Source organism: Allobosea sp. NPDC055594 (assembly GCF_053618995.1).
The window spans coordinates 1-20711 of record NZ_JBSHIO010000021.1 but is presented as its reverse complement, the minus strand read 5'-3'; the positions used below and the strand labels follow the sequence as shown (position 1 = coordinate 20711).

General features: G+C 64.6%; 17 protein-coding genes and 1 pseudogene. 15 read left to right on the top strand and 3 right to left on the bottom strand.

All coding sequences use genetic code 11. From position 1 onward, the window contains the following. Window positions 1–25: 25 nt before the first annotated feature. From ACWGRX_RS24750 to ACWGRX_RS24715, 8 genes are all read left to right on the top strand, one after another. Entirely contained in the window at window positions 26–1024 is a 999-nt protein-coding gene (locus tag ACWGRX_RS24750; RefSeq protein ID WP_291640588.1) for an ABC transporter permease, read from the top strand. Next, the gene (locus ACWGRX_RS24745) at window positions 1017–1862 is read left to right on the top strand and encodes an ABC transporter permease (RefSeq protein ID WP_452119715.1); all 846 of its coding nucleotides are present in this window, start codon (window positions 1017–1019) and stop codon (window positions 1860–1862) included. The genes ACWGRX_RS24750 and ACWGRX_RS24745 overlap by 8 nt, the downstream gene beginning before the upstream one ends. Then, window positions 1862–2851 carry an ABC transporter ATP-binding protein gene (locus tag ACWGRX_RS24740; protein WP_452119739.1) on the top strand — a complete coding sequence of 330 codons (990 nt, stop codon included), beginning with the start codon at window positions 1862–1864 and terminating at the stop codon, window positions 2849–2851. The genes ACWGRX_RS24745 and ACWGRX_RS24740 overlap by 1 nt, the downstream gene beginning before the upstream one ends. A 2-nt stretch (window positions 2852–2853) precedes the next feature. Next, on the top strand, window positions 2854–3819 hold the full coding sequence (locus ACWGRX_RS24735; RefSeq protein ID WP_452119714.1) for an ABC transporter ATP-binding protein: 966 nt from the start codon (window positions 2854–2856) through the stop codon (window positions 3817–3819). A 67-nt stretch (window positions 3820–3886) separates the two neighbouring features. Further along, window positions 3887–4138, top strand: coding sequence for a hypothetical protein (locus ACWGRX_RS24730; RefSeq protein ID WP_291640582.1), 252 nt, complete (start codon window positions 3887–3889; stop codon window positions 4136–4138). Window positions 4139–4209: 71 nt separating this feature from the next. Further along, on the top strand, window positions 4210–4695 hold the full coding sequence (locus tag ACWGRX_RS24725) for a (2Fe-2S)-binding protein (RefSeq protein ID WP_291644251.1): 486 nt from the start codon (window positions 4210–4212) through the stop codon (window positions 4693–4695). Beyond that, window positions 4682–5692, top strand: a complete 1011-nt coding sequence (locus ACWGRX_RS24720) for an FAD binding domain-containing protein (RefSeq protein WP_452119713.1) — start codon at window positions 4682–4684, stop codon at window positions 5690–5692. Before ACWGRX_RS24725 ends, ACWGRX_RS24720 begins: the two co-directional genes overlap by 14 nt. Window positions 5693–5694: 2 nt before the next feature. Further along, the gene (locus ACWGRX_RS24715; RefSeq protein WP_452119712.1) at window positions 5695–7896 is read left to right on the top strand and encodes a xanthine dehydrogenase family protein molybdopterin-binding subunit; all 2202 of its coding nucleotides are present in this window, start codon (window positions 5695–5697) and stop codon (window positions 7894–7896) included. A gap of 154 nt (window positions 7897–8050) precedes the next feature. Here the strand turns inward: ACWGRX_RS24715 and ACWGRX_RS24710 are convergent, their stop codons facing one another. Together ACWGRX_RS24710 and ACWGRX_RS24705 are read right to left on the bottom strand one after the other, a co-directional pair. After that, window positions 8051–9286 (bottom strand): M20/M25/M40 family metallo-hydrolase, encoded by a 1236-nt coding sequence (locus ACWGRX_RS24710; protein WP_452119711.1) that lies wholly within the window; start codon window positions 9284–9286, stop codon window positions 8051–8053. Between the two features lie 121 nt (window positions 9287–9407). Further along, entirely contained in the window at window positions 9408–11816 is a 2409-nt protein-coding gene (locus tag ACWGRX_RS24705; protein WP_452119738.1) for a xanthine dehydrogenase family protein molybdopterin-binding subunit, read from the bottom strand. 329 nt (window positions 11817–12145) lie between these two features. Here ACWGRX_RS24705 and ACWGRX_RS24700 point away from each other — a divergent pair, with 329 nt between their 5' ends. From ACWGRX_RS24700 to ACWGRX_RS24670, 7 genes are read left to right on the top strand one after another with little or no spacing between them, the layout of a single operon-like run. Continuing rightward, window positions 12146–13006, top strand: coding sequence for an ABC transporter permease (locus ACWGRX_RS24700; protein WP_291640574.1), 861 nt, complete (start codon window positions 12146–12148; stop codon window positions 13004–13006). After that, window positions 13003–13839, top strand: a complete 837-nt coding sequence (locus ACWGRX_RS24695) for an ABC transporter permease (protein WP_291640572.1) — start codon at window positions 13003–13005, stop codon at window positions 13837–13839. The genes ACWGRX_RS24700 and ACWGRX_RS24695 overlap by 4 nt, the downstream gene beginning before the upstream one ends. Before the next feature lie 30 nt (window positions 13840–13869). After that, window positions 13870–15021, top strand: coding sequence for an ABC transporter substrate-binding protein (locus ACWGRX_RS24690; RefSeq protein ID WP_291640570.1), 1152 nt, complete (start codon window positions 13870–13872; stop codon window positions 15019–15021). Further along, window positions 15021–16223: an ABC transporter ATP-binding protein gene (locus ACWGRX_RS24685; RefSeq protein WP_452119710.1), complete on the top strand. Its 1203-nt coding sequence runs from the start codon at window positions 15021–15023 to the stop codon at window positions 16221–16223. Before ACWGRX_RS24690 ends, ACWGRX_RS24685 begins: the two co-directional genes overlap by 1 nt. 17 nt (window positions 16224–16240) lie before the next feature. Further along, window positions 16241–17689 carry an amidohydrolase family protein gene (locus ACWGRX_RS24680; RefSeq protein ID WP_452119709.1) on the top strand — a complete coding sequence of 483 codons (1449 nt, stop codon included), beginning with the start codon at window positions 16241–16243 and terminating at the stop codon, window positions 17687–17689. A gap of 2 nt (window positions 17690–17691) precedes the next feature. Next, the gene (locus tag ACWGRX_RS24675; RefSeq protein ID WP_452119708.1) at window positions 17692–19059 is read left to right on the top strand and encodes a GntR family transcriptional regulator; all 1368 of its coding nucleotides are present in this window, start codon (window positions 17692–17694) and stop codon (window positions 19057–19059) included. Window positions 19060–19063: 4 nt separating this feature from the next. After that, the gene (locus ACWGRX_RS24670; RefSeq protein WP_452119707.1) at window positions 19064–20326 is read left to right on the top strand and encodes a M20/M25/M40 family metallo-hydrolase; all 1263 of its coding nucleotides are present in this window, start codon (window positions 19064–19066) and stop codon (window positions 20324–20326) included. A 271-nt stretch (window positions 20327–20597) separates the two neighbouring features. Here ACWGRX_RS24670 and ACWGRX_RS24665 read toward each other — a convergent pair. After that, window positions 20598–20711 (bottom strand): annotated as a pseudogene (locus tag ACWGRX_RS24665) (IS481 family transposase); the annotation flags it as partial.

Below are 20711 nucleotides of genomic sequence, written 5' to 3'. Positions count from 1 at the left end.
TCCGATCCGCTTTCGAGGTCCGTCAATGTGGGTTGCGCGGGGCAAGTACATCCTGGATCGCCTGATCCGGGGGCTGCCGATCATTCTGGCCATCGTGGTGGTCAATTTCTTTCTCATCCGCCTCGCACCGGGTGATGCCGCCCAGGTTCTCGCGGGCGAGGCCGGTGCTGCGAGCGAGCAGTATATGGAGCAGATCAGGCGGCAATTCGGCCTGGATCAGCCGCTTTACGTCCAGTTCTTCAGCTACATGAAGAACATCGCCCTGTTCGATCTCGGCTACTCGTTCCGGCATAATCGGGAAGTCTCCAGCCTCATCTTCGAGCGTCTGGGCGCGACCGCCTTGCTGATGACCGCCGCGATGATCGTTTCCGTCTCGCTGGGCATCGTGCTGGGAGCCGTCGCGGCGATCCGCGACCGGACGCTCATCAGCCATATCATCACGGTGTTCGCCGTCGTTTCCTACGCGACGCCGCTGTTCTGGATCGGGCTGATGTTCATCATCGTCTTCTCGATTCATCTCGGCTGGTTTCCGACCAGCGGCATCATCACCGTCGGAGCCGACTATACAGGCCTTCGCGCGATGCTGGACGTACTGCATCATCTCGTCCTGCCGGCACTGGCTCTGTCCTGTTTCTACATCGCGCTCTACACGCGCCTGATGCGGGCATCCATGCTCGAAACGCTCGGTCTCGACTTCATCAAGACGGCGCGCGCCAAGGGCCTGGGTGACCGCAAGATCGTCGTGCGCCACGCGTTGCGAAACGCCATCCTGCCGGTCCTCACCATGGCCGGAGTGCAGGTTTCGGCGATGCTGGGCGGCTCCGTGATCATCGAGTCCGTCTTCGGCTGGCCGGGGCTCGGATTGCTCGCGTTCGAATCCCTGTTCGCGCGCGATCTGAATCTCCTGCTCGGCATTTTCTTCCTGAGCTCGATCCTGGTCGTCGTCACCAATGCCGTCGTCGACGTCATCTACACGATCGTCGACCCGCGTATCGAACTGAAGCGGAAGCGGGCTCATGGCTGAGACAGTTTTTCGTGGCCTGGGCGTTCTCGGGCGGGTCCTGCGGAGCCCCGGCGGTGCCTGCGGCATGTTCCTGCTGTCCTGCGTGGTCGTGCTCGCCGTCGCCGCGCCCTGGCTTTACCCGGACGGCCCGTTCGAAATGGTCGGCGCGCCCTTCAGCCCTCCCTTCGACGAGTTCCCCCTGGGCACCGACATGCTCGGGCGGGATATCGCCGCGGGGATCGCCTACGGAGCACGCATCTCTCTCGTCGTCGGAGCCGTGGCGACACTGTTCATCACCGTGCTCGGCACGGTGATCGGCGGAACGGCCGGATATTACGGGGGGAGCATCGACTCCGCGGTGATGCGCATCACCGAGTTCTTTCAGACGATCCCGACCTTCATCGGCGCCATCGTCATCGTCGCGATCCTGGGGCCGACGCTTCCCAACGTGATCGGCGCGATCGCCATCGTCTCCTGGGCACCGCTCGCCCGATTGGTGCGTGCCGAAGTCATCGCGGTCAAGAACAGGGAGTTCACCTCCGCCTGCCTCGCGCTCGGGATGGGTGATCTGCGGATCATGATCGTCCAGATCCTGCCGAACGTCCTGTCGACGATCGTCGTCGCCGGCTCGCTGATGGTGGCCACCGCCATCCTGTTCGAATCAGGCCTCTCGTTCCTGGGGCTCGGCGACCCCAACATCATGACGTGGGGCTTCATGATCGGCGCGGGAAGAGCCGCGATCAGGACCGCCTGGTGGATGGTCACGCTGCCGGGTCTCGCCGTCCTGTTGACGGTTCTGGCGATCAATCTGGTCGGCGATGCCCTGAACGAAGCACTCAATCCGAGGCAGAAGCGCTGATGGCCGCCCAGAATCTGCTTTCCGTCGAGCGCATCAGGACCGAGTTCCGGTCGACGCGCGGCGCCTGGTTTCCGGTCGTCGACGAAGTCGACCTGTCCGTCGCGGCCGGTGAGACCCTGGCGGTCGTCGGAGAATCGGGCTGCGGCAAGAGCATGCTGGCGCACTCGATCATGCGGCTCCTGCCACCGCGGATCGCGCGGTCCGGGGGCGGCCGGGTGATGCTGGACGGGCGCGATCTGCTGGCGCTCTCGGAGGCCGAAATGAGAGGCGTCCGCGGCAAGGACGTTTCGATGATCTTCCAGGAGCCGATGACGAGCCTCAACCCGCTCATGCCGGTCGGGCGCCAGATCGTCGAAAGCATCCTGGAGCACGACGACTGCAGCCGCGCGGATGCAAATCGTCGTGGCCTGGAGCTGATGGATCTGGTCGGCATACCGGAGGCCAGAGCCCGCTTCGACCAGTATCCGCACCATCTTTCCGGGGGAATGCGCCAGCGGATCGTGATCGCGATCGCGCTCGCATGCCGCCCCAAGGTTCTGATCGCGGACGAGCCGACGACGGCGCTTGACGTGACGATCCAGGCGCAGGTCCTGGCGCTGATCGACCGCCTCAAAAGCGAGCTCGGCATGGGCGTGATCCTGATCACGCACGATCTGGGAGTGGTCGCCGAATGGGCCCAGCGCGTCATGGTCATGTATGCCGGGCGCAAGGTCGAGGAAGCGGATGCCGAGAGCTTCTTCCGTGGTCCCAAACATCCCTATAGCCGGGCTCTGCTTGCCAGCGTGCCCCGGCCCGAGGACGTTCTGAGCGGAATTGTTCGGCCGCTCGCCGAGATTCCCGGCGCCGTTCCGCCGATGGACCGCCTCGGCCAGGGCTGCGCCTTCTACCAGAGGTGCGACCGGCGCAGCGACGCCTGCCTGGCCGCCGCGCCCCCGTTACAGCAAGGCCACCGACACAACGCCGTCGCCTGCATCCATTCGGAACCCTGACGATGTCGCTCCTGTCGGTCGAGAAACTCGTAAAGCACCATCGGACGCCATCCGGGACCGTTCGCGCGGTGGACAACATCAGCTTTGCCGTCAAGCCGGGCGAGACACTTGCGCTCGTCGGCGAGTCCGGTTGCGGCAAGTCCACTTTGGGACGCACGATCATGCGCCTGCACGAGCCCGACGAAGGCGCGATCGTCTTCAAGGGCCGGGACATCGCCCATCTTTCGCGCGCCGAAATGAGACCCGTTCGCCGCGACATCCAGATGGTCTTCCAGGATCCTTACGCCTCGCTCAATCCACGACGCACGATCGGACAGATCCTTACGGAGCCCTATTCCGTGCATCGCATCGGCAGTTCCACCGAGCGGGCGAAAAAGGTCGGCGATCTCATCGAGAATGTCGGGCTGCACGCCGACCATGCCAACCGCTATCCGCACGAATTGTCGGGCGGCCAACGTCAGCGGATCGCTATCGCCAGGGCCATCGCACTGGAGCCGAGTCTGGTCGTCTGCGATGAGCCCGTCTCGGCCTTGGACGTCTCGATCCAGGCTCAGATCATCAACCTGCTGCGGCGCCTGCAGGATCTGAGTGGCGCGGCCTACCTCTTCATCTCACACGACTTGTCGGTCGTCGGCTATCTCGCCGACCGCATCGCCGTCATGTATCTCGGTGAGATCGTCGAGATTTCTCCCAAGAAGGAACTCTGGCAGCAGCCGCTTCATCCCTACACGCAGGCGCTGTTCTCCGCGATCGCCGAACCGCTGCCGCCAAGCGTCCCGCGCAGAAAGCGGATCGAGATGATCGGGGAAATTCCGAGCCCGATGAAGCCGCCATCGGGCTGCCGGTTTCACACGCGCTGTCCGATGGCCATGCCCAAATGCCGTGAAGTGCCGCCTGTTCTGGCGGAAGTCGCCGGAGGCACGAGCGGCCGGCAGGTGGCCTGCCATCTCCATTCAAGCGCGAACTGAGCGTCTCGCCCGGCTGCCGCTTGAAGAAACGCCCTTCCATCCAACTCACCGACAGGAGCAAATACCGATGTACATCACGGCGCGCATCAAGGCCGACAAGATTTTTCACGGATATGATGAGGATCTGAACCCGGTCGTGACCGATCACCCGCCGCGTGAATTCGTCGAAAAAGTGATCAAGCTGGACAGGATATTGTCGTTCACCGAGAAGTATATCTTCATCGAATGTCCGCACGATACCGTTCAGACCTGGGAGTACGAGGGAAGCCTCGAAGATATCAAGAGCAAGCTCCAGGCGGCGAAGCTCCTTCTCGCTTGACGGTTAGTCGGGAGGCATCGGGTCCCTGATGCCTCCCTTCATTTGAGCCCAATCCCTTCGAGCCGAAATCGATGCCAGATCCCAGGTCCCCTGTCCGCCTCAGCATCGCCGTGAACGGCTCCCGAATGGAAGCCGAGGTCGACCCCCGTCGAACGCTGTTGGATTTCCTGCGGGAAGACTGCGCCCTGACCGGGCCGAAGAAGGGATGCGACCATGGGCAATGCGGCGCCTGCACCGTCCTCTTGGACGGGAAGCGGATACTGTCCTGTCTGAAACTGGCGATCTCGGCCGCAGACCGTAGCGTGACCACGATCGAGGGGGTGGAGCGCGAGGGAGGCCTCCATCCGATCCAGCAGGCGTTCCTGGACCATGACGCATTGCAGTGCGGCTACTGCACGCCCGGTCAAATCATGTCTGCGCTGGAGGCGATAGCCGATCCTGAACTTCGCACGAGGCCCCAGATTCAGGAATTCATGAGCGGCAATATCTGTCGGTGCGGCGCCTATAACGGCATCGTCGATGCGATCATGGACGTGAAGGCCAATGCGAGCCTTTGACTATATCCGCGCCGAGACCCTGGAGCAGGCGCTCCTGGAACTGGGCCGCCCCGATAGCCGCGCACTTGCAGGGGGCACGTCACTCGTCGACCTGATGAAGCTCGGCGTGGAAGCGCCGACGAGGCTGGTCGACATCGGAATCCTGCCTTTGGCGGCGATCACGCCCGGGCAGAGCGCTCTGTCCATCGGGGCTTTGGCCAGCAATAGCGAGATCGCGTCGAACGAGACCGTCGGACGCCTCTTTCCGGCGATTTCGCAGGCCATCCTCGCCGGTGCCTCCGGCCAGATCCGGAACATGGCGAGCCTGGCCGGAAACCTGATGCAGCGGACGCGATGTCCGTATTTTCGGTCGACCGACTGGCCCTGCAACAAGCGTCAGCCCGGATCGGGCTGCACCGCCGCGAGCGGCTCCAACGCGCATCATGCCGTGCTCGGCGTCAGCGCCTCGTGCATGGCGGTGAACCCCTCGGATCTGGCGGTCGCGCTGCTGGCCCTCGATGCCGAGGTGCATCTTGTGGGGCCCAGCGGCCCGCGCAGCGTGCCGATCTCGCAATTCTATCTCCTGCCCGCCGAGACGCCCGAGATCGAGACCGTGCTGCGCCCGGGCGAACTGATCACGCAGGTCGTTCTGCCGCGCTCCGAGCTTGCGGCGGCCTCGACCTATCTCAAGCTGCGCGGGCGCGCTTCCTATGAATTTGCCAGCGCCTCGATCGCATCGGCCATTCTCGTCGAGGGGGGCGTGGTTCGCGACGTCGCCGTAGCGCTGGGCGGGCTGGGGGTCGTTCCCTGGCGCGACCGGACAGCGGAAGCCGAACTGATCGGAAAGGCCATTGGGCGGCAATCGATCGAGCGCTACTGCGACGCCCTGCTCGCGGCGGCCAGCCCGACGAAGGACAATGCCTACAAGCTCGATCTGGCACGCGGGGCGATCCACCGTTGCCTCGATCCGGATCGAGCGCGGGACGACGTGACCGCACGCGGATCATCAGCGGAGTAGCAATGCCAAAACATCTCGGCGAGCCTCGCTCTCGGATCGAGGGGGCGTTGAAGGTGACAGGCCGGGCGGCTTACGCCGCAGACCGCCGCCTTCCGAACCAAGCCTATGTCTGGGCAGTCAGAAGCCCCATCGCCGCCGGCAGGATCATGCGGGTCGCGGTCGCCGAGGCAGAGGCGGTCGATGGGGTGATCGCGATCTATACGCACTGCAACGCGGCCGAGGCTTTGGATTGGGGGCCGGAGAACGCATCGTGGAACTTGAGCGCCGAGGCGCTCGGGCGAACGGCCTTGGCGGAAGCCGAGCCGACCGCGCAGCCCCTGTATCAGCCATTGACCGGCTCCGAGATCGTCTTCGCCGGTCAATGGATTGCGTTGGTCGTCGCCGAAACACTGGAAGCGGCGCGAGAGGCAGCGCTGCTCGTCACCGCGGAGTTCGTCGAAGACCCGGCCTCGACGGAACTCGACAAGGACAGCGACCGCTTCCTTTCGCCGACCTTCTTCTTCGGCGCGGACATGCATGTGCAGCGCTCCGGGCTCGAGTCCAGCCGCCCCGACCAGGCCGCGATCCGCGAAACCTATGTCACGCCCGTGCAGTTTCACCATCCCATGGAGACATCCGCGACGGTCGCGGATTGGCAGGATGACGGCGCTACCGTGTTCGACTCGACGCAAGGCGTCTGGGCGGCACGCGAATTCATCGCCCGCTCCCTGAAGGTGCCGACGGAGAAGGTCCGGGTCGTCTCCTCCTATGTTGGAGGTGGCTTCGGCGCCAAGAACCAGATGTGGCCGCATCAGGCTCTGGCGGCTCATATCTCGCGAGCCTTGCGCAGGCCGATCCGCATCCAACTCAGCAGAGCGGACATGGTCGTCGCTTCAGGTCACCGCTCGGTCACGCATCAGGACGTGGACCTCAGAGCCGGCGGCGATGGCAGGCTGAATGGTCTTTCGCATGTCTCCTGGGTGCCGACCTCGATTCGGGGCAACTTCTTCGAGCCCTGCGGCCTCAATTCCCTGATGCTGTACGAGACTGCCGATCTCGACGTCCGTCACTACGTCACGCGCAAGAATATTCCGTCACCGACGGTGTTCCGCGGGCCAGGCGAAACGCCCGGTTCATTTGCGTTGGAATGCGCCTTGGACGAACTCGCCCATCGCATGCAGATGGACCCGATCGCGCTGCGCCGGCGCAATTTTGCGTCGCGCGACGCCTATCATGCGCGCGACTGGTCTGCGAACCGTCTGAAAGACTGCTACGAGCAAGGCAGTGCCGCCTTCGGCTGGGAGCATGGCTTCACGCCACCGCGCTCTATGCGGTCGAAGAGCGAACTCATCGGCTTCGGCATGGCGACCACAGCCTATCCGGCCCCGGCGCTGGCTGCGACCGTTCGCTTGCGCCTGCGCCAGGACGGCCCTCTCGTGATCGAAACATCGGCAACCGACATCGGCACCGGCATGTATACGATCCTGGCGCAGACCGTCGCCGACGCGCTCGGCTGGCCGCTGGAGGACCTTGTCGTCCGCTTGGCCAGCTCGGATTTTCCCAACGCGCCGACGGCGGGGCGATCGAAATCCACCGCCAGCGTCCTCCCGGCTGCCGCGAATGCTTGCCGCGCGCTCCTCGATCGGCTTCGAACCATGGATCGCACCCACAGCATCGCCCCCGACTCCAACCGATCCCCGTTCGAGATTCTCGCGGCCGCCGGCTCGAGCGAACTCGTCGTCGAAGGGAGTTCGACCGGCATGCCGACGGGGCAGAATCTGAGCTTTTACTCGTTCGGAGCCCATTTCGCGGAGGTCAGGGTCGACGAGGAACTCGGCCGTATCAGGGTGACGAGGTTCGTCAGCGCGCTCGATTGCGGGACGATCGTCAACCCCAAAACGGCAGCGAGCCAGATCAAGGGAGGCATCATCTTCGGGATCGGCATGGCCTTGATGGAAAAGGGCGAGTTTCATCCCGTCAGGGGCCGTTTGGTGAACGACAACCTCGCCGACTATGCGGTTCCCGTGCATGCCGACATCCCCGACATCAAGGTTGTTTTCGTGAACGGAGCGGACGAGCGCTTCAATGAATTCGGGGCGCGAGGGCTCGGCGAGATCGGCTTGCCGGGCGCTGCGGCGGCGATCGCGAATGCGGTGTTCAACGCCACCGGCAAACGGGTCCGCAACCTGCCGATCACCCCGGCCGATATCGTTCGCAGAGCGTAGGTCGGCCGCCATTGAGCGGCAGGACCCTACGAGCTCCGCCTCAGGCTTCCCGAACGGAGCCCCCGGCATCGGGCGCTGCTGGAGACGGTCGCCAATCTCTCGGCGTTGTCCGTTCACAGCCGAAGATGGCTGGCAACGTACCGAATGGACGGGCTCAGGCGCTGAGATAGGTCGCAGCGGCCAATGCATGCGTCCGGACCAGATTGAGCAATTCATCGATCGAAACCGACTCGTTGGCGGTGCCTGCGGCCGGCGTTGGGCCGTACCAATAGGCCGAGATCCCCGCATCCCGCCAATATTTGCAGTCCGACAGGGCGGCGGCGGGAAACATTACGGGGCGGAGGCGTCCGAGACCCTCGACGGTGTCCTGAAGGATGCGCGCGAGCTCGCCGGTCGGATTGCAATAATCCGGTGCGGACATTGCGACATGAACGATCGCCGCTTCCGGATAACGACCGACGATCGCCTCTGCTTTTGCGACGATGGCTTGCGGATCCAGCCCGATCGGTATGCGCGCCTCGAACTCGAAAAGACAGTCGGATGCGATCACGTTCACCTTGGCGCCACCCTGTATGGTGCCGACATTGAGCGTGATCCGGCGCATGGCTTCGGCCCCCGGGCCGAGCAATGCGCGGACTTCGGGATCATCGAGCGTTTCGACGAGTTCCCGCGGCATCTCGACCGGCAGCTCGGCCAGCGCGTCGAGGTCGCGAATGATGTCGGTCGCGATGCGAATGGCGTTGGCGCTTTTGAAAGGCGCGCTCGCATGCGCACCGGGCGTGGCGACTTTCACCGAGAACTGTACGTTGCCCTTGCCGCCGAAGCTCACACCGCGCGGGGTGGTCGACTCGCCGCTGAGGACGGAATCTGCGTCCATTTCGGATCTGATCGCTTGAAACATGTGGCCGACGCCGAACTTACCGCCGTTCTCCTCGTCCGACACGATTGTCAGCGAGACCTTGCCGCCGAAGCGCTCGCGCAAGCGCGCGAGATAGGTGAAGGCGAAGATCGACGCGGTAAGCCCGGCCTTCATGTCTCCGGTGCCACGGCCCCAGACGCGTCCGTCGGCGACCTTGCCGCTCCACGGATCATCGGTCCAGCCGGGCTGATTGCTGACGGGAAAGACATCGAGATGGCCGTTGAACATCAGATGGCGCCCGGCTCGTGGCATTTCGACCGACGAGATCAGATTCGGCCAGTCCTCCCGCGCGTTGACCTCTCTGAAAGGCAATCCTTCCTGCGCCAGATGAGCCTGAACGAAATCCATCGCCTCCCGGGTATCGCCCGGTGGATTTGGTGATTTGCAGCGCACGAGGCCGGAAAAGAACTGGATGATCCTGTCCTCGTCCTGTTCGATCCATGCCAGAATCTGGTCGCGAGCGCTGGTCATGACATTCCTCGGATCGGGCATGCGGCGGAGCGGTCGGCCAGAGGGGCCGCGGCCGGCATCAAGCCGCCGGGCCGGTCGACGCACCATCGACGAGATGCGCGATGTCTTGGCGGGCAGCTCGTCACGAACGGGCCTTCGCGGCCTGCAGCGCGCGCCAGATGGCCGCCGGGGTCGCAGGCATGTCCACGGAGGTGACGCCGGCACCTCTCAAGGCATCGATGACGGCATTCACGATCGCTGGCGGCGACCCGACCGATCCGACCTCGGCGCACCCCTTGGCTTTGAGCGGGTTATGCGCGCAATCCGTGCCGTGGGTCAGTACCGTGAAGCTCGGCAGATCGCTGGCGCGGGGCATCTGGTAGTCCATGAACGAGCCGGTGAGCAGCTGCCCGGCCTCGTCGTGGACGCAGGATTCGAACAGCGCCTGGCCAATGCCCTGCGCCAACCCGCCATGGATCTGGCCCTCGACGATCATCGGGTTGATGATCCGCCCGAGATCGTCGGCTGCGACCATGCGCTCGATCCGGACGGCGCCGGTTTCGGGATCGATCTCGACCTCGCAGACGTGACAGCCCCCGGGAAAGGTCCAGTTCTGGGGGTCATAGAACGCGGTCTCGTCCAGCCCGGGCTCGAGCTCCGCGATCGGAAAATCGTGCAGTTGATAGGCGGCGCTCGCGATCCCAGCGAAGCTCTTGGATCTGTCGGTTCCGCGCACACGGAATTCGCCGTTCTCGTAGACGATGTCGGTTGCGCTCGCCTCGAGGAGATGCGCGGCGATCTTCGCACCCTTCCGGATGATCTTGTCGAGGCCGGCCAGGATCGCCGAGCCGCCGATGACGAGCGAGCGCGATGCGATGGTGCCGCGGCCGAACGGCACCTTCTCGGTATCGCCCTGAACGATCTTCACCCGAGCGAGCGGAATGCCCAGGCGCTCGGCGACGATCTGCGCGAATGTCGTCTCGTGACCCTGACCGTGGCTGTGCGTGCCGCTGAACACGGTCACGTCCCCGCCGGGATGCACGCGAATCTGCGCCGCCTCCGCCCGTCCGCCACGGCTGCCCATCGCTCCGCTCACCCTGGAAGGCGTGCCACCCGCGACCTCGACATAGGTCGAAACGCCGATGCCGCGCAGCTTGCCGCGCCGTGCCGCCTTCCGTTTGCGAGCGGGGAAGCTCGACCAGTCGGACGCCTCGAGCGCCAGCTGCAAGGTCCGGTGATGATCGCCGGAATCGTATTCGAGGCCGAGGGGCGTGCGGTACGGGAACTGATCCGGCTCGATCAGGTTCCGACGCCGTAGGGCGACACGGTCGATGCCGGTCTCCCAGGCTGCCTTGTCGATCAGGCGTTCCAGCAGATAGGTGGCCTCGGGCCGCCCGGCTCCACGATAGGCATCGACGCTCGTGGTGTTGGTGAAACAGATGGCGACATTGCAGTAGACCGCCGGCGTTCGGTACGGCCCACATAACAGCGGGGCATAGTAGTAGCTCGGGATCGCGGTCGAGCCGGTCGAAAGATAGGCGCCGACATTCGCATGGGTCATCACGCGCAGAGCCAGGAAAGTTCCGTCCGGCCCCAGCGCCATCTCGGCCACAGTCTCGTGGGCGCGCCCCTGGACGTCGGTCTGGAAGCCCTCGGAGCGCGTGCCGGTCCAGCGAACCGTTCCGCCGAGCTGCCCCGCCGCCCATGTCAGGACCGTCTCCTCAGGATAGAGCGACGCCTTGGTACCGAAGCCGCCACCGACATCCGGCGAGACGACGCGCAGGCGCGTCTCCGAGATGCCGAGAATGGCGTTGCACAGCACCGTGCGCACGAGATGTGGATTCTGGCTCGTCGTGTGCAGGACGTAGTCGCCCGTCGCGCGATCGAATGAAGCCACCACCGCACGCGGCTCCATCGGGTTCGCGATCAGGCGATTATTGTCGAGGGCGATGCGGGTGACATGCGACGCGCCGCCGAAGGCTTCGTCCACGGCTGCCCTGTCGCCGAGTTCCCAGTCGCAGCAGATATTGCTCCCGACATCGTCCCAGACCAACGGCGCTCCCGGCGCGGTGGCCTCGCTGCCGAGGGTCACGGCCGGCAGAACCTCGAAATCGATGCTGACCGCCTCGGCCGCATCATGCGCCGCGAAAACGCTATCGGCGATGACGACGGCGACCGGATCGCCGACATGGCGGACCTTGTCGATCGTGAGGGGATAGCGCCGCGGCTCCGCCATGGCTTCGCCATGCCGGTCCCGCAAAAACCAGCCGCAGGGCATGCAGCCGACCCCTGCTGCGACGAGGTCGGCGCCGGTGAAGACGGCCCTTACGCCGGGCGATGCGGCCGCAACGGAAACGTCGATGTGCCTCAGCCGGGCATGGGCATGCGGAGAGCGCACGAAGGCGGCGAAATACGCCCCGGGCGTCGCCAGATCGTCAACATAACGTCCGCGGCCGGTGACGAAGCGCTGATCCTCGACCCTGCGGACACTGACGCCTATGCCCTGCGGGTGCCCGTGCGGGGCAGCGGAGTCCGGCAAGGTCTCCGGCATGGCGGCTGGTCGAGGGCGCGCATCCCCGCCGGCCGGCATCTCGGCCCGCCCCTCCGACCCGACCTCGGCATCGAAAGCTCCCTTCAGCATATTCCGCAGCCCGCCGCGCTCTGAATGAGGCCAGCGCCGCACCGCATCGGCCACGCACTGACATATTAGAGACTAGCCGTGCATTTCCCGCGTGTACAGCCTCAAAATGCCAAACCTCTACACTGGATGCATTATTAGTGCAGGTAATTCGGAAAAAATAGCCGATTGACAGCGGCAAGCGTCGATGCCAGCCTGCATTGATTGTGGCATTTCTAATATGTCAACAAGAGGGATGGACCTTGAGCGCCACATCCGTACGGCCCTGGCTGCTAATGGCACCGGCCCTGATATTGCTGAGTGTGCTGCTCGTGATCCCCATGCTGATCATGGTGATCTACACATTGTTTCTGTACGTAGACATCGGCGTCGACCGCGCCGAACTTGGCCTTCAGAACTGGATAGCCTTCCTCACCGATAATTATTACTATTATGCCTTATGGAAGACGGCCCGCGTTGCTTTGATCACGACGGTGGTCAGCGTCGTTGTCGGGTTTGTTCCGGCCTATGTCATCGCCCAGGCCAATGCGCGCTATCGCTGGCTGCTTATGCTGATGCTCCTATTGCCGTTCTGGATCAGCTTCGTCATTCGCACGATGTCGTGGATCCATGTCCTCGGCGTGCGAGGGGCGATCAACTCCTTCCTGCTATGGGCAGGCCTGATCGGAACCCCTTTCGAGATGCTCTACAATGAAGCGGCCGTGATCATCGGCCTTACACACTTCATCTTGCCCTTCACCATCCTCAACATCTTCGTGGCGATCGAGGCCAGCGACCGGAACCTCCCTGCCGTGGCGCGCACGCTCGGCGCGCCACCTTTCGCCGTCTTCCGCGAGGTCACCTTGCCGCTCGCGATGCCGGGGGTGGCGACCGGCGCGCTGCTCGCCTTCGTCCTGGCCGCGGGAGCCTATGTCACCCCGATCATCCTGGGCGGACCAGGGGATTTCCTGTTCGGGAACCTGATCTTCAGCACGACGATGGTCGAGATCAACTGGCCGATGGGCTCGACGCTGGCGGTCGCACTGGTGATGATCCTGGCTGCCCTGACCGTGCTCTATAATCGCTATTTCGGGCTCGAACGCCTGACCCGGGGGCTGGCATGATCTCTCCCGCGACCAGCCCGGAGCAGTCCTGGGGCTGGCTCCTCCTCAAGGCGATCACCGCCCTGGTCTACGTCTTCCTGTTCGCGCCGATCGTCGTGGTCGTGATCCTGTCGTTCAACGCAGCCGATTTCGGCTCCTTTCCGATGCAGGGGCTGTCCTGGCGCTGGTTCGTCAAGCTCTGGGAAAATCAGGCGATCGTCGGGGCCTTCGTCACGTCCTTCACTCTTGGCGTGCTGACCGCCTTCATCGGCACGCTGGTGGCGCTGCTCGCGGCCATGGCGCTCGCCCGCCACCGCATGGCCGGCCGCAAGGCCATGGGCATTCTCGTCATCGCGCCACTGCTCATTCCGGAGACGGTTCTCGCAGTCGGGCTGCTGCTGCTGCTGCGCGCGCTCGATCTGCCGCGGACCTATCTGCTTCTCCTGATGGGCCATGTGCTGCTGACGCTGCCGTTCGGCGTGCTGGTCCTGCAGGCCAGGCTCGCAGGCCTGGGGCGGACCTATGAGGAGGCTGCGGCAAGTCTCGGAGCATCCTCCTTCGCAGTGTTCCGCGAGGTGACCTTGCCGTTGAGCCTGCCCGCGATCGTTGCGGCGCTGCTGTTCTCCTTCACGATCTCCTTCGACAACCTGACCGCATCGCTGTTCTGGCGGCCGGCCGGGATCGAGACCGTGCCGACCCAGATCTTTGCGATGCTGAAGGACTCGGTCAGTCCCGAGATCAACGCCCTGGGAACCGTCATGATCGTGATCACGATCGGACTTTCGGTTCTGGCCGGCGCGATCGGGAACCGCCTGGCCGGGCAGACGAGGGCCGCGCCCGCTGCCCACGCATAGGACGCCAACCAGAAACAAAAGGGGACGAGGATGAGCAAGCCGTTGGACTATCGGCAACTGGACCATCTCAAGAGCCGCTTTCTCGCCGGCGATCTCGATCGCCGGAGCTTCCTCGGACTCGTCGGGATTGCCGGGCTCGCAGCCGGCGTCACCGGCGGGCCCTTGCGCGCGATGGCTCAAGCTGGGGTCAAGGAGATCAAGTTCCACGCCTGGGGAGGCGTCGCCCAGGAGGCGATGCGCAAGACCGGCATCGCGCAATTCGAGAAGGCCACGCAGATCAAGATCGTCGAAGGCACCTTCGGCCTCGAGGAAGAGATCCTCACCCAGGCACGGGCCGGACGTCCCGGCGACTTCCACGTGGTCAATTCGGCCGGCATCGCCTGGTACAAGCGCTGGACCGATGCGGGCTTCGGCGTGGTTCTCAACGAGAACAACATTCCCAATCTGAAGCATGTCATGGCCGCGGCCATCGACCCATTCCGCAAGGTCACGCCGAACGGCCTGTCCGCGATCCCCTACAGCTATGGCAACACCGGCATCGCCTATAACAAGAAGTACATCTCGCCCGAGCGCGCCAGCGCCGAGCGCGAGATGCTGATGATCGACCCGAAGCTCAAGGGCAAGCTGAGCGGGCATAACGACTTCCAGACCCGGATCTGGGCGGCGGCGCTCCAGACCAAGCAGGATCCGAACAACATCAAGGACATGGATGCGATCTGGGCGAAGGTTCGCGAGAGCCGCTCCCTCGTGAAGAAATACTGGGGGTCAGGAGCTGAATCGACGGAGTTGCTCGCATCGGAAGAGGTTTACGCGAGTGACATCTGGTCCGGCCGCGCCGCCGCCCTGATGGCGCGCAACAGCGACATCGGCTACGTCGATTACTCGAAGGGGTATTGCTGGGGCTCCGACCTGCTGGTCCTGAAAGGCGCGCCGGTGGAGGCGTGCGAGCAGTTCCTGAACTTCCTGCTCGATCCGCAGGTCCTGATCGCCGTCGCCGAGGCCCAGCTCTATCCGCCGACGCTCGATCCGACCAAGGTCGCGCTGCCGGATGCGGTCAAGGCGCTGCCGAATTTCGACCCCACCGGCACCCTGTCGAAGTTCGCCGTTTCCGATCCAGATTACTGGACGAAGAACGAGAAGTCCTGGAAGCCGATGTATTCCCGCATCGAGAAGGGCTTCTGATGAATGCGCAGATCCCGCGCGACCGGACGCAGGTGGGCACGAGCCCACCTGCTGTGTCGCAGTTTGCGGATGGAACCCCTGACGCCGTCAGGCTCGACGGCGTCGCCAAGGCCTTCGGCTCGTTCGTCGCCGTGCGCGACGTGAACCTCTCGCTGCGCAAGGGCAGCCTGACCAGCCTGCTCGGGCCGTCCGGCTGCGGAAAGACGACGCTGCTGCGCCTGATCGCCGGCCTGGAAACGGCGTCGCGCGGAGAGATCGCGATCAACGGGCGCTCCGTCGGCAATGTCGCGATCCACAAGCGCAATATCGGGCTGGTCTTCCAGAACTACGCGCTGTTCCCGCACAAGACGGTCGCCGAGAATATCGGCTTCGGCCTCAAATATCGCGGCGTCGCCAAGGCGGAGATGGCGGCGAAAATCAAACGGGCCCTCGACGTCGTCCGTCTGCCGGGAATGGAGGAGCGCTATCCGAACCAGCTGTCCGGAGGCCAGCAGCAGCGCATCGCGCTGGCGCGCGCCGTGGTCTTCGAGCCGGACGTCCTGCTGCTCGACGAACCGCTTTCGGCGCTCGACGCCAACTTGCGCGACAATATGCGCGTCGAGATCAAGCTGATCCAGAAGGCCCTCGGGCTGACGACGATCCTGGTGACGCACGACCAGCAGGAAGCACTGGCGATGTCCGACGAGATCGTCGTGATGAACCAGGGCGTGGTTCAGCAGATCGGCGATCCGAAATCGGTCTATCGGTTTCCGCGGAACCGCTTCGTCGCCGGCTTCCTCGGCCAGGCCAACATCTGCGGCTGCGAGGTCCTGGAGAGCGCCGCGGATACGAGCGGACAATGGCGCGTTCGACTGGATAACGGCACCGAGCTGTGGGCGGTTCCCGGCGGAGAGACGCGCCAGATGCCGGTACGCGCCGGCGACAGGGCCGATGTCGTGATCCGCGGTTCGGACATGAAATTGAGCGTCAGCGAGCCGCGCGACGCGGCGCTCCCCGGCAATCGCCTTGCGGGCAGCATCGTCGACTCCAGCTATCTCGGCGACGACACGCAATATGTCGTCGATGTCGGCGGTACGAATTTCAAGCTCTCGCAACGGACCTCCCGGGAGGACGGAGCCGGAGCCGGGGACCTGCTGAGGCCCGGCACAAGGGTCTTCATCACGGTCGCCCGCGATGCATGCGCGATTCTCGGCGTCAGTTGAGCGAGGAAGGACGGAGCGTGACTGAAAAGACCGTTTGCTTTCGTGGAGCCGACTGGGTAATCGGCTGGGATTCCACCGCTGCCGGCCATCGCTATCATCGCAACGCCGACGTCGCGTTTCGAGGCGATACGATCCTGTTCGCCGGTCCCGGCCGCTTCGAGGGACACTGCGACGAGGAGCTGCCCGGAAGCGGCCTGTGCCTGATGCCCGGGCTGGTCGACATCCACAACCACTCCTCGACGATGCCGGCCTATCGCGGCGTACGGGAGGAACTGGGCAATCCCAACTTCTTCTTCAGCGGGCTCTACGAGGGGTGGGGTCTGTTCATCCCGCCCGCCGAGACGCGGCGGCATGTCAGCAAGCTCGCGCATTGCGAATTGCTGCTGAGCGGCGTCACCACCTATGTCGACATGTCCTACCCTTTCCCGGGCTGGGTGGAGGGCGTCGAAAGCTCCGGCATCCGCGCCTCGATCTCGCCGCTCTTCGATTGCGCCTCGATCGCGGCGATCAGCCCGCACCAGCTCGAATACCGCTGGGCGCCCGATGGCGGGCAGTCGGCCTACCGGAAGGCGAAGGAGGTCCTGGCTGAGACAGAGGCCAGCAGCTCCGGACGCCTGACGCCGATGATGTCGCCGATGTCGGTCGACACCTGCACGCCGGAACTGCTGCGCGAGGCCCATCAGCTGGCAGGGGAACGGGGCTGGCCCTACCATCTGCACGCGGCGATGTCCGTGATGGAATTCCACGAGATGGTGCGCCGCACCGGGCTGACATCGATCCAGTGGCTGGAGACGATCGGCGTCCTGGGACCGACCACCATCATCGGGCATGGCGCGATCCTCGACCATCACTCCTGGGTTCACTGGCACACGCGCACCGATCTGGACATCCTGGCGCGTTCCGGATCGTCCGTGTCGCATTGCCCGGTGGTGCTGAGCCGGCTGGGCGTCACGCTGGAGAGCCTCGGCCGCTACCGCCGGGCCGGCATCAATGTCGGCATCGGCACCGATTGCGACCCGCACAATATGCTGGAGGAGATGCGCCAGGCGGCGATCATGTCCCGCGTCGCGGACCAGCACATGTTCTCCGCGACCACCGCCGATGTCTTCGATGCCGCCACCATCGGCGGCGCCAGGGCGCTGCAGCGCGACGATATCGGCCGTCTGGCGGTCGGTGCGAAAGCGGACATCGTCGTCGTCGACCTGACCAATCCGATCATGCAGCCGCTCTACGATCCGCTCCGCAGCCTGATCTTCAGCGCCTGCGATCGGGCGGTGAAGGACGTGTATGTCGGCGGCAGGAAGGTGGTCGGAGATGGCGAGGTTCTGACGATCGACCATAAGCGGCAGGCGGAAACGGTAGCGGAAATCCAGGAACGCGTGGTCGCGGACATGCCCAACCGGGACCGCCGGCAGCGTACGGCCGCCGAAGTCTCGCCGAGAACCTACGCCTGCAGCGATCTCTGACGGTGACGAAGCCCCGCCAGAGAATGGTCGATCAGGCGGGCGATCTCGCCGGCGAGGAGCCCGAGCCCCGCACGTCGCTGACGACGGTCGCCTATAACCTGATCGAGAAGCAGCTCATCGTCGGCGAGATCCCGCCCGGTGCCCTGCTCTCGGAGGCGTCGCTCAGCAAGGCGATCGGCATCGGGCGCACCCCCGTGCGCGAGGCGCTCCAGCGTCTGGCTCGGGAAAGGCTCGTCACGATCATCCAGCGCAAGGGCGCCCGCGTCAGCGCGATCGACATCGACCAGTACATGGCCGGGCTGAGCCTGCGCCGTGAGGTCGAGCGGGTCATCGTCAGCAATGTCGCGCTGACTGCCAGCTGGCCTCAGCGCCAGTCGCTGCACTGCTTGGCCGCGGGGCTTCGCGAGGCGATGGAATCCGGCGATCTGGCCAAGGCGCTCGAGATGGACCGGCGCTTCAAGCTGCTCGAGATGGACATCTGCGAGAACCAATTCCTGAGCGCCGCCGTGCGGCCGCTCTACGGCCTCGCCCGTCGCTTCTATTTCGCGCAGGCTGTCGAGCCGGTACGCGCGGTCGGCCTGGCCCAGGCGGCTCTAATCGACCACATCGCGCGGGGCGATGCGGATGCCGCGGGAAGAGCCAGCGATGCCTTCATCGAAGCGCTGGCACGGTTCGGAGCGGAGGTTGGCAAGCCGGTCGGCGCACGCGCGGATGAACACTCCGAGATCGCCGATATCGAGCTCCGGCTGGCGGACAAGGCCTACGACCTGATCGAATGGAAGATCGTCACCGGCGCCTACGCCGTCGACGAGCTCCTCAGCGAAGGGCAGCTGAGCCAGGAGCTCGGGCTCGGACGGACGCCGGTGCGCGAGGCCTTGCAGCGCCTCGCGGCGCATCGGCTCGTGACGATCGTGCCGCGGCGCGGGCTCCTGGTCACGAATTTCGACGCCTACGATCTGTCGCGCCTGACCGAGGCACGCCGCCCGCTCGAAAGCATGCTCTGCCGGCTGGCTGCACGGCATGCCAGCCGCGAGGACCGCCAGCGGCTCGCGGAGGTGGTGGAAGGCATCGACGGCGTGACCGATTACCAGAACGGCTCGGCCATTACGCTCGACCAGAGTGCCAAGACGCTGCTCCTGAAGGCTGCTGGAAACGTCTTCCTGGCGGACGCGATCGCTCCGGTCCATGGCCTGTCACGAGCCCTGTATTTCCGCAAGCGTTCCGCTCCCGACCTTGATGTCGTGCGGGCCCAGCTCAGCATGCTGAAAGCTGTGGTCCGGGGCGACGAGGCCGAGGCCGGCCTGGGGGCGATCCGCTTCGTCGCAGAAGTCGCGCGCGTGATGCACCAACGGCGTGAGATATGGAGATGATGAGATGAGCGATCTGAGAACGACCATTCTCGACTGGATCAAGCAGGACGAGGACGAGCTCGTCCAGTTCTACCGCGACTTCGTCAAGGCGCGCTCGCCGAACCCGCCGGGCGACACTCGAGAGGCGATCGGCTTCGTTGCCGACCGGCTGACCGAATGGAAGATCGGCCATGATGTCGTCTTCGCGAAGGACAAGGAGCACCTGCCGAACATCGTCGCCGATTTCGACACCGGGAAGCCCGGACGGCACCTGGTCCTGAACGGCCATGCCGACGTGTTCCCGATCGGAAATCCGGATTCCTGGGAGCGCGATCCCTGGTGCGGCGATGTCGTCGACGGCCGCGTGTTCGGGCGGGGCTCGACGGATATGAAACCCGGTACGACCGCGAGCATCTACTGCTACCGTTACCTCGACCGCCTGCGCGACAGGCTGAAAGGTAGGCTGACGCTGACGGTGGTCTCGGACGAGGAAACGAGCGGGCGCTGGGGCGCCGGCTATCTGTTCGAGACGATGCCGGAGCGGGTCCGTGGCGATTGCCTGCTGAACGGCGAACCGACCGGCGTCGAGACGATCCGCTTCGGCGAAAAGGGCATCATCCGCTTCAAGGTGCGGGTCAAGACGCGCGGCGCGCACTCGCCCTATCCGCATCTGAGCCCGAGCGCCATCGACAAGGCCTGTGAGATCATCCTCGCGCTGAAGACGATGGCGGGCTCGGAGGGCGAAGGCATCCCGGTCGAGATTCTCGATCATCTCAACAAGGCCGACGTCCGGTCACTCATCGACAAGATCATGGGCGTCGGCACCGCGGACGTCATCAAGCAGTACACGGTGAACATCGGCACCATCGGCGGTGGAACGACCGCTAACATGATTGCCGATTATTGTGAGTTTCATGTCGATATTCGCGAGCCGGTCGGAACTCCGAAGGATGAGACGCTTCGCCGCGCGATCGAGATCGTCGAGAGGACCCCGGGGGCCGAAGTGTTCGAGATCGGCGGATCGCCCACCAACTGGAGCGCGACGCAGCACGAGATAATCGACATCATCTCCGACACCGTCGTCTCGCTCGATCGGCCGAAACCGGTTCTCCTGCCGATGCTCGCGGGTTCGGACTGCCGCTTCTGGCGGGAGGCCGGCGTTCCCGCCTATGTCTATGGGCCGAATTCGCGCAATATCGCGGCCCCGAACGAATCGGGCTCGATCGAGGATTTCCTCCACGTCGTTCGAGTCCACGCGCTGACGGCAGCGACATATCTCACGCGATGATGCAAAGCCTGCCGCTCTGGTGAGCGCATCTTCGACCGGCGACCGTGAGATCTTCCTCACGGTTTCCCTGCACCTCCAGATCATGTTCGGCGATTTGCGAGGACGCCGTCGACCATTTGGAGCGTATCGGCACGGACGTCGCTGGCGGCTGCGGCAGCGACGTAGGGATCTCACTGGTCGTCGTTGCCGGGCGCTCGGGCCTTCGTCCGGCTGCGATGTCGCTGGCCCAAATCAGTTCGCTGTGGAGCAAGGTGAGCCAAGCGCCCCAATGCTAGTCGTTTAGTCCCGGGATTTGATGGATCGGGTTGAGCTTGAACGTTTCGGGCTCGATGGTCCAGCGTTTGCAGATGAGCTCGTAGGGCGTGAGGCCTTTGAGGGTCTTGAG

Excerpts from the sequence above, each read along its gene's own strand:
- ACWGRX_RS24750 (WP_291640588.1), top strand. The coding sequence starts at position 26 with ATGTGGGTTGCGCGGGGCAAGTACATCCTGGATCGCCTGATCCGGGGG.
- ACWGRX_RS24745 (WP_452119715.1), top strand. The coding sequence starts at position 1,017 with ATGGCTGAGACAGTTTTTCGTGGCCTGGGCGTTCTCGGGCGGGTCCTG.
- ACWGRX_RS24740 (WP_452119739.1), top strand. The coding sequence starts at position 1,862 with ATGGCCGCCCAGAATCTGCTTTCCGTCGAGCGCATCAGGACCGAGTTC.
- ACWGRX_RS24735 (WP_452119714.1), top strand. The coding sequence starts at position 2,854 with ATGTCGCTCCTGTCGGTCGAGAAACTCGTAAAGCACCATCGGACGCCA.
- ACWGRX_RS24730 (WP_291640582.1), top strand. The coding sequence starts at position 3,887 with ATGTACATCACGGCGCGCATCAAGGCCGACAAGATTTTTCACGGATAT.
- ACWGRX_RS24725 (WP_291644251.1), top strand. The coding sequence starts at position 4,210 with ATGCCAGATCCCAGGTCCCCTGTCCGCCTCAGCATCGCCGTGAACGGC.
- ACWGRX_RS24720 (WP_452119713.1), top strand. The coding sequence starts at position 4,682 with ATGCGAGCCTTTGACTATATCCGCGCCGAGACCCTGGAGCAGGCGCTC.
- ACWGRX_RS24715 (WP_452119712.1), top strand. The coding sequence starts at position 5,695 with ATGCCAAAACATCTCGGCGAGCCTCGCTCTCGGATCGAGGGGGCGTTG.
- ACWGRX_RS24710 (WP_452119711.1), bottom strand. The coding sequence starts at position 9,286 with ATGACCAGCGCTCGCGACCAGATTCTGGCATGGATCGAACAGGACGAG.
- ACWGRX_RS24705 (WP_452119738.1), bottom strand. The coding sequence starts at position 11,816 with ATGCCGGAGACCTTGCCGGACTCCGCTGCCCCGCACGGGCACCCGCAG.
- ACWGRX_RS24695 (WP_291640572.1), top strand. The coding sequence starts at position 13,003 with ATGATCTCTCCCGCGACCAGCCCGGAGCAGTCCTGGGGCTGGCTCCTC.
- ACWGRX_RS24690 (WP_291640570.1), top strand. The coding sequence starts at position 13,870 with ATGAGCAAGCCGTTGGACTATCGGCAACTGGACCATCTCAAGAGCCGC.
- ACWGRX_RS24685 (WP_452119710.1), top strand. The coding sequence starts at position 15,021 with ATGAATGCGCAGATCCCGCGCGACCGGACGCAGGTGGGCACGAGCCCA.
- ACWGRX_RS24670 (WP_452119707.1), top strand. The coding sequence starts at position 19,064 with ATGAGCGATCTGAGAACGACCATTCTCGACTGGATCAAGCAGGACGAG.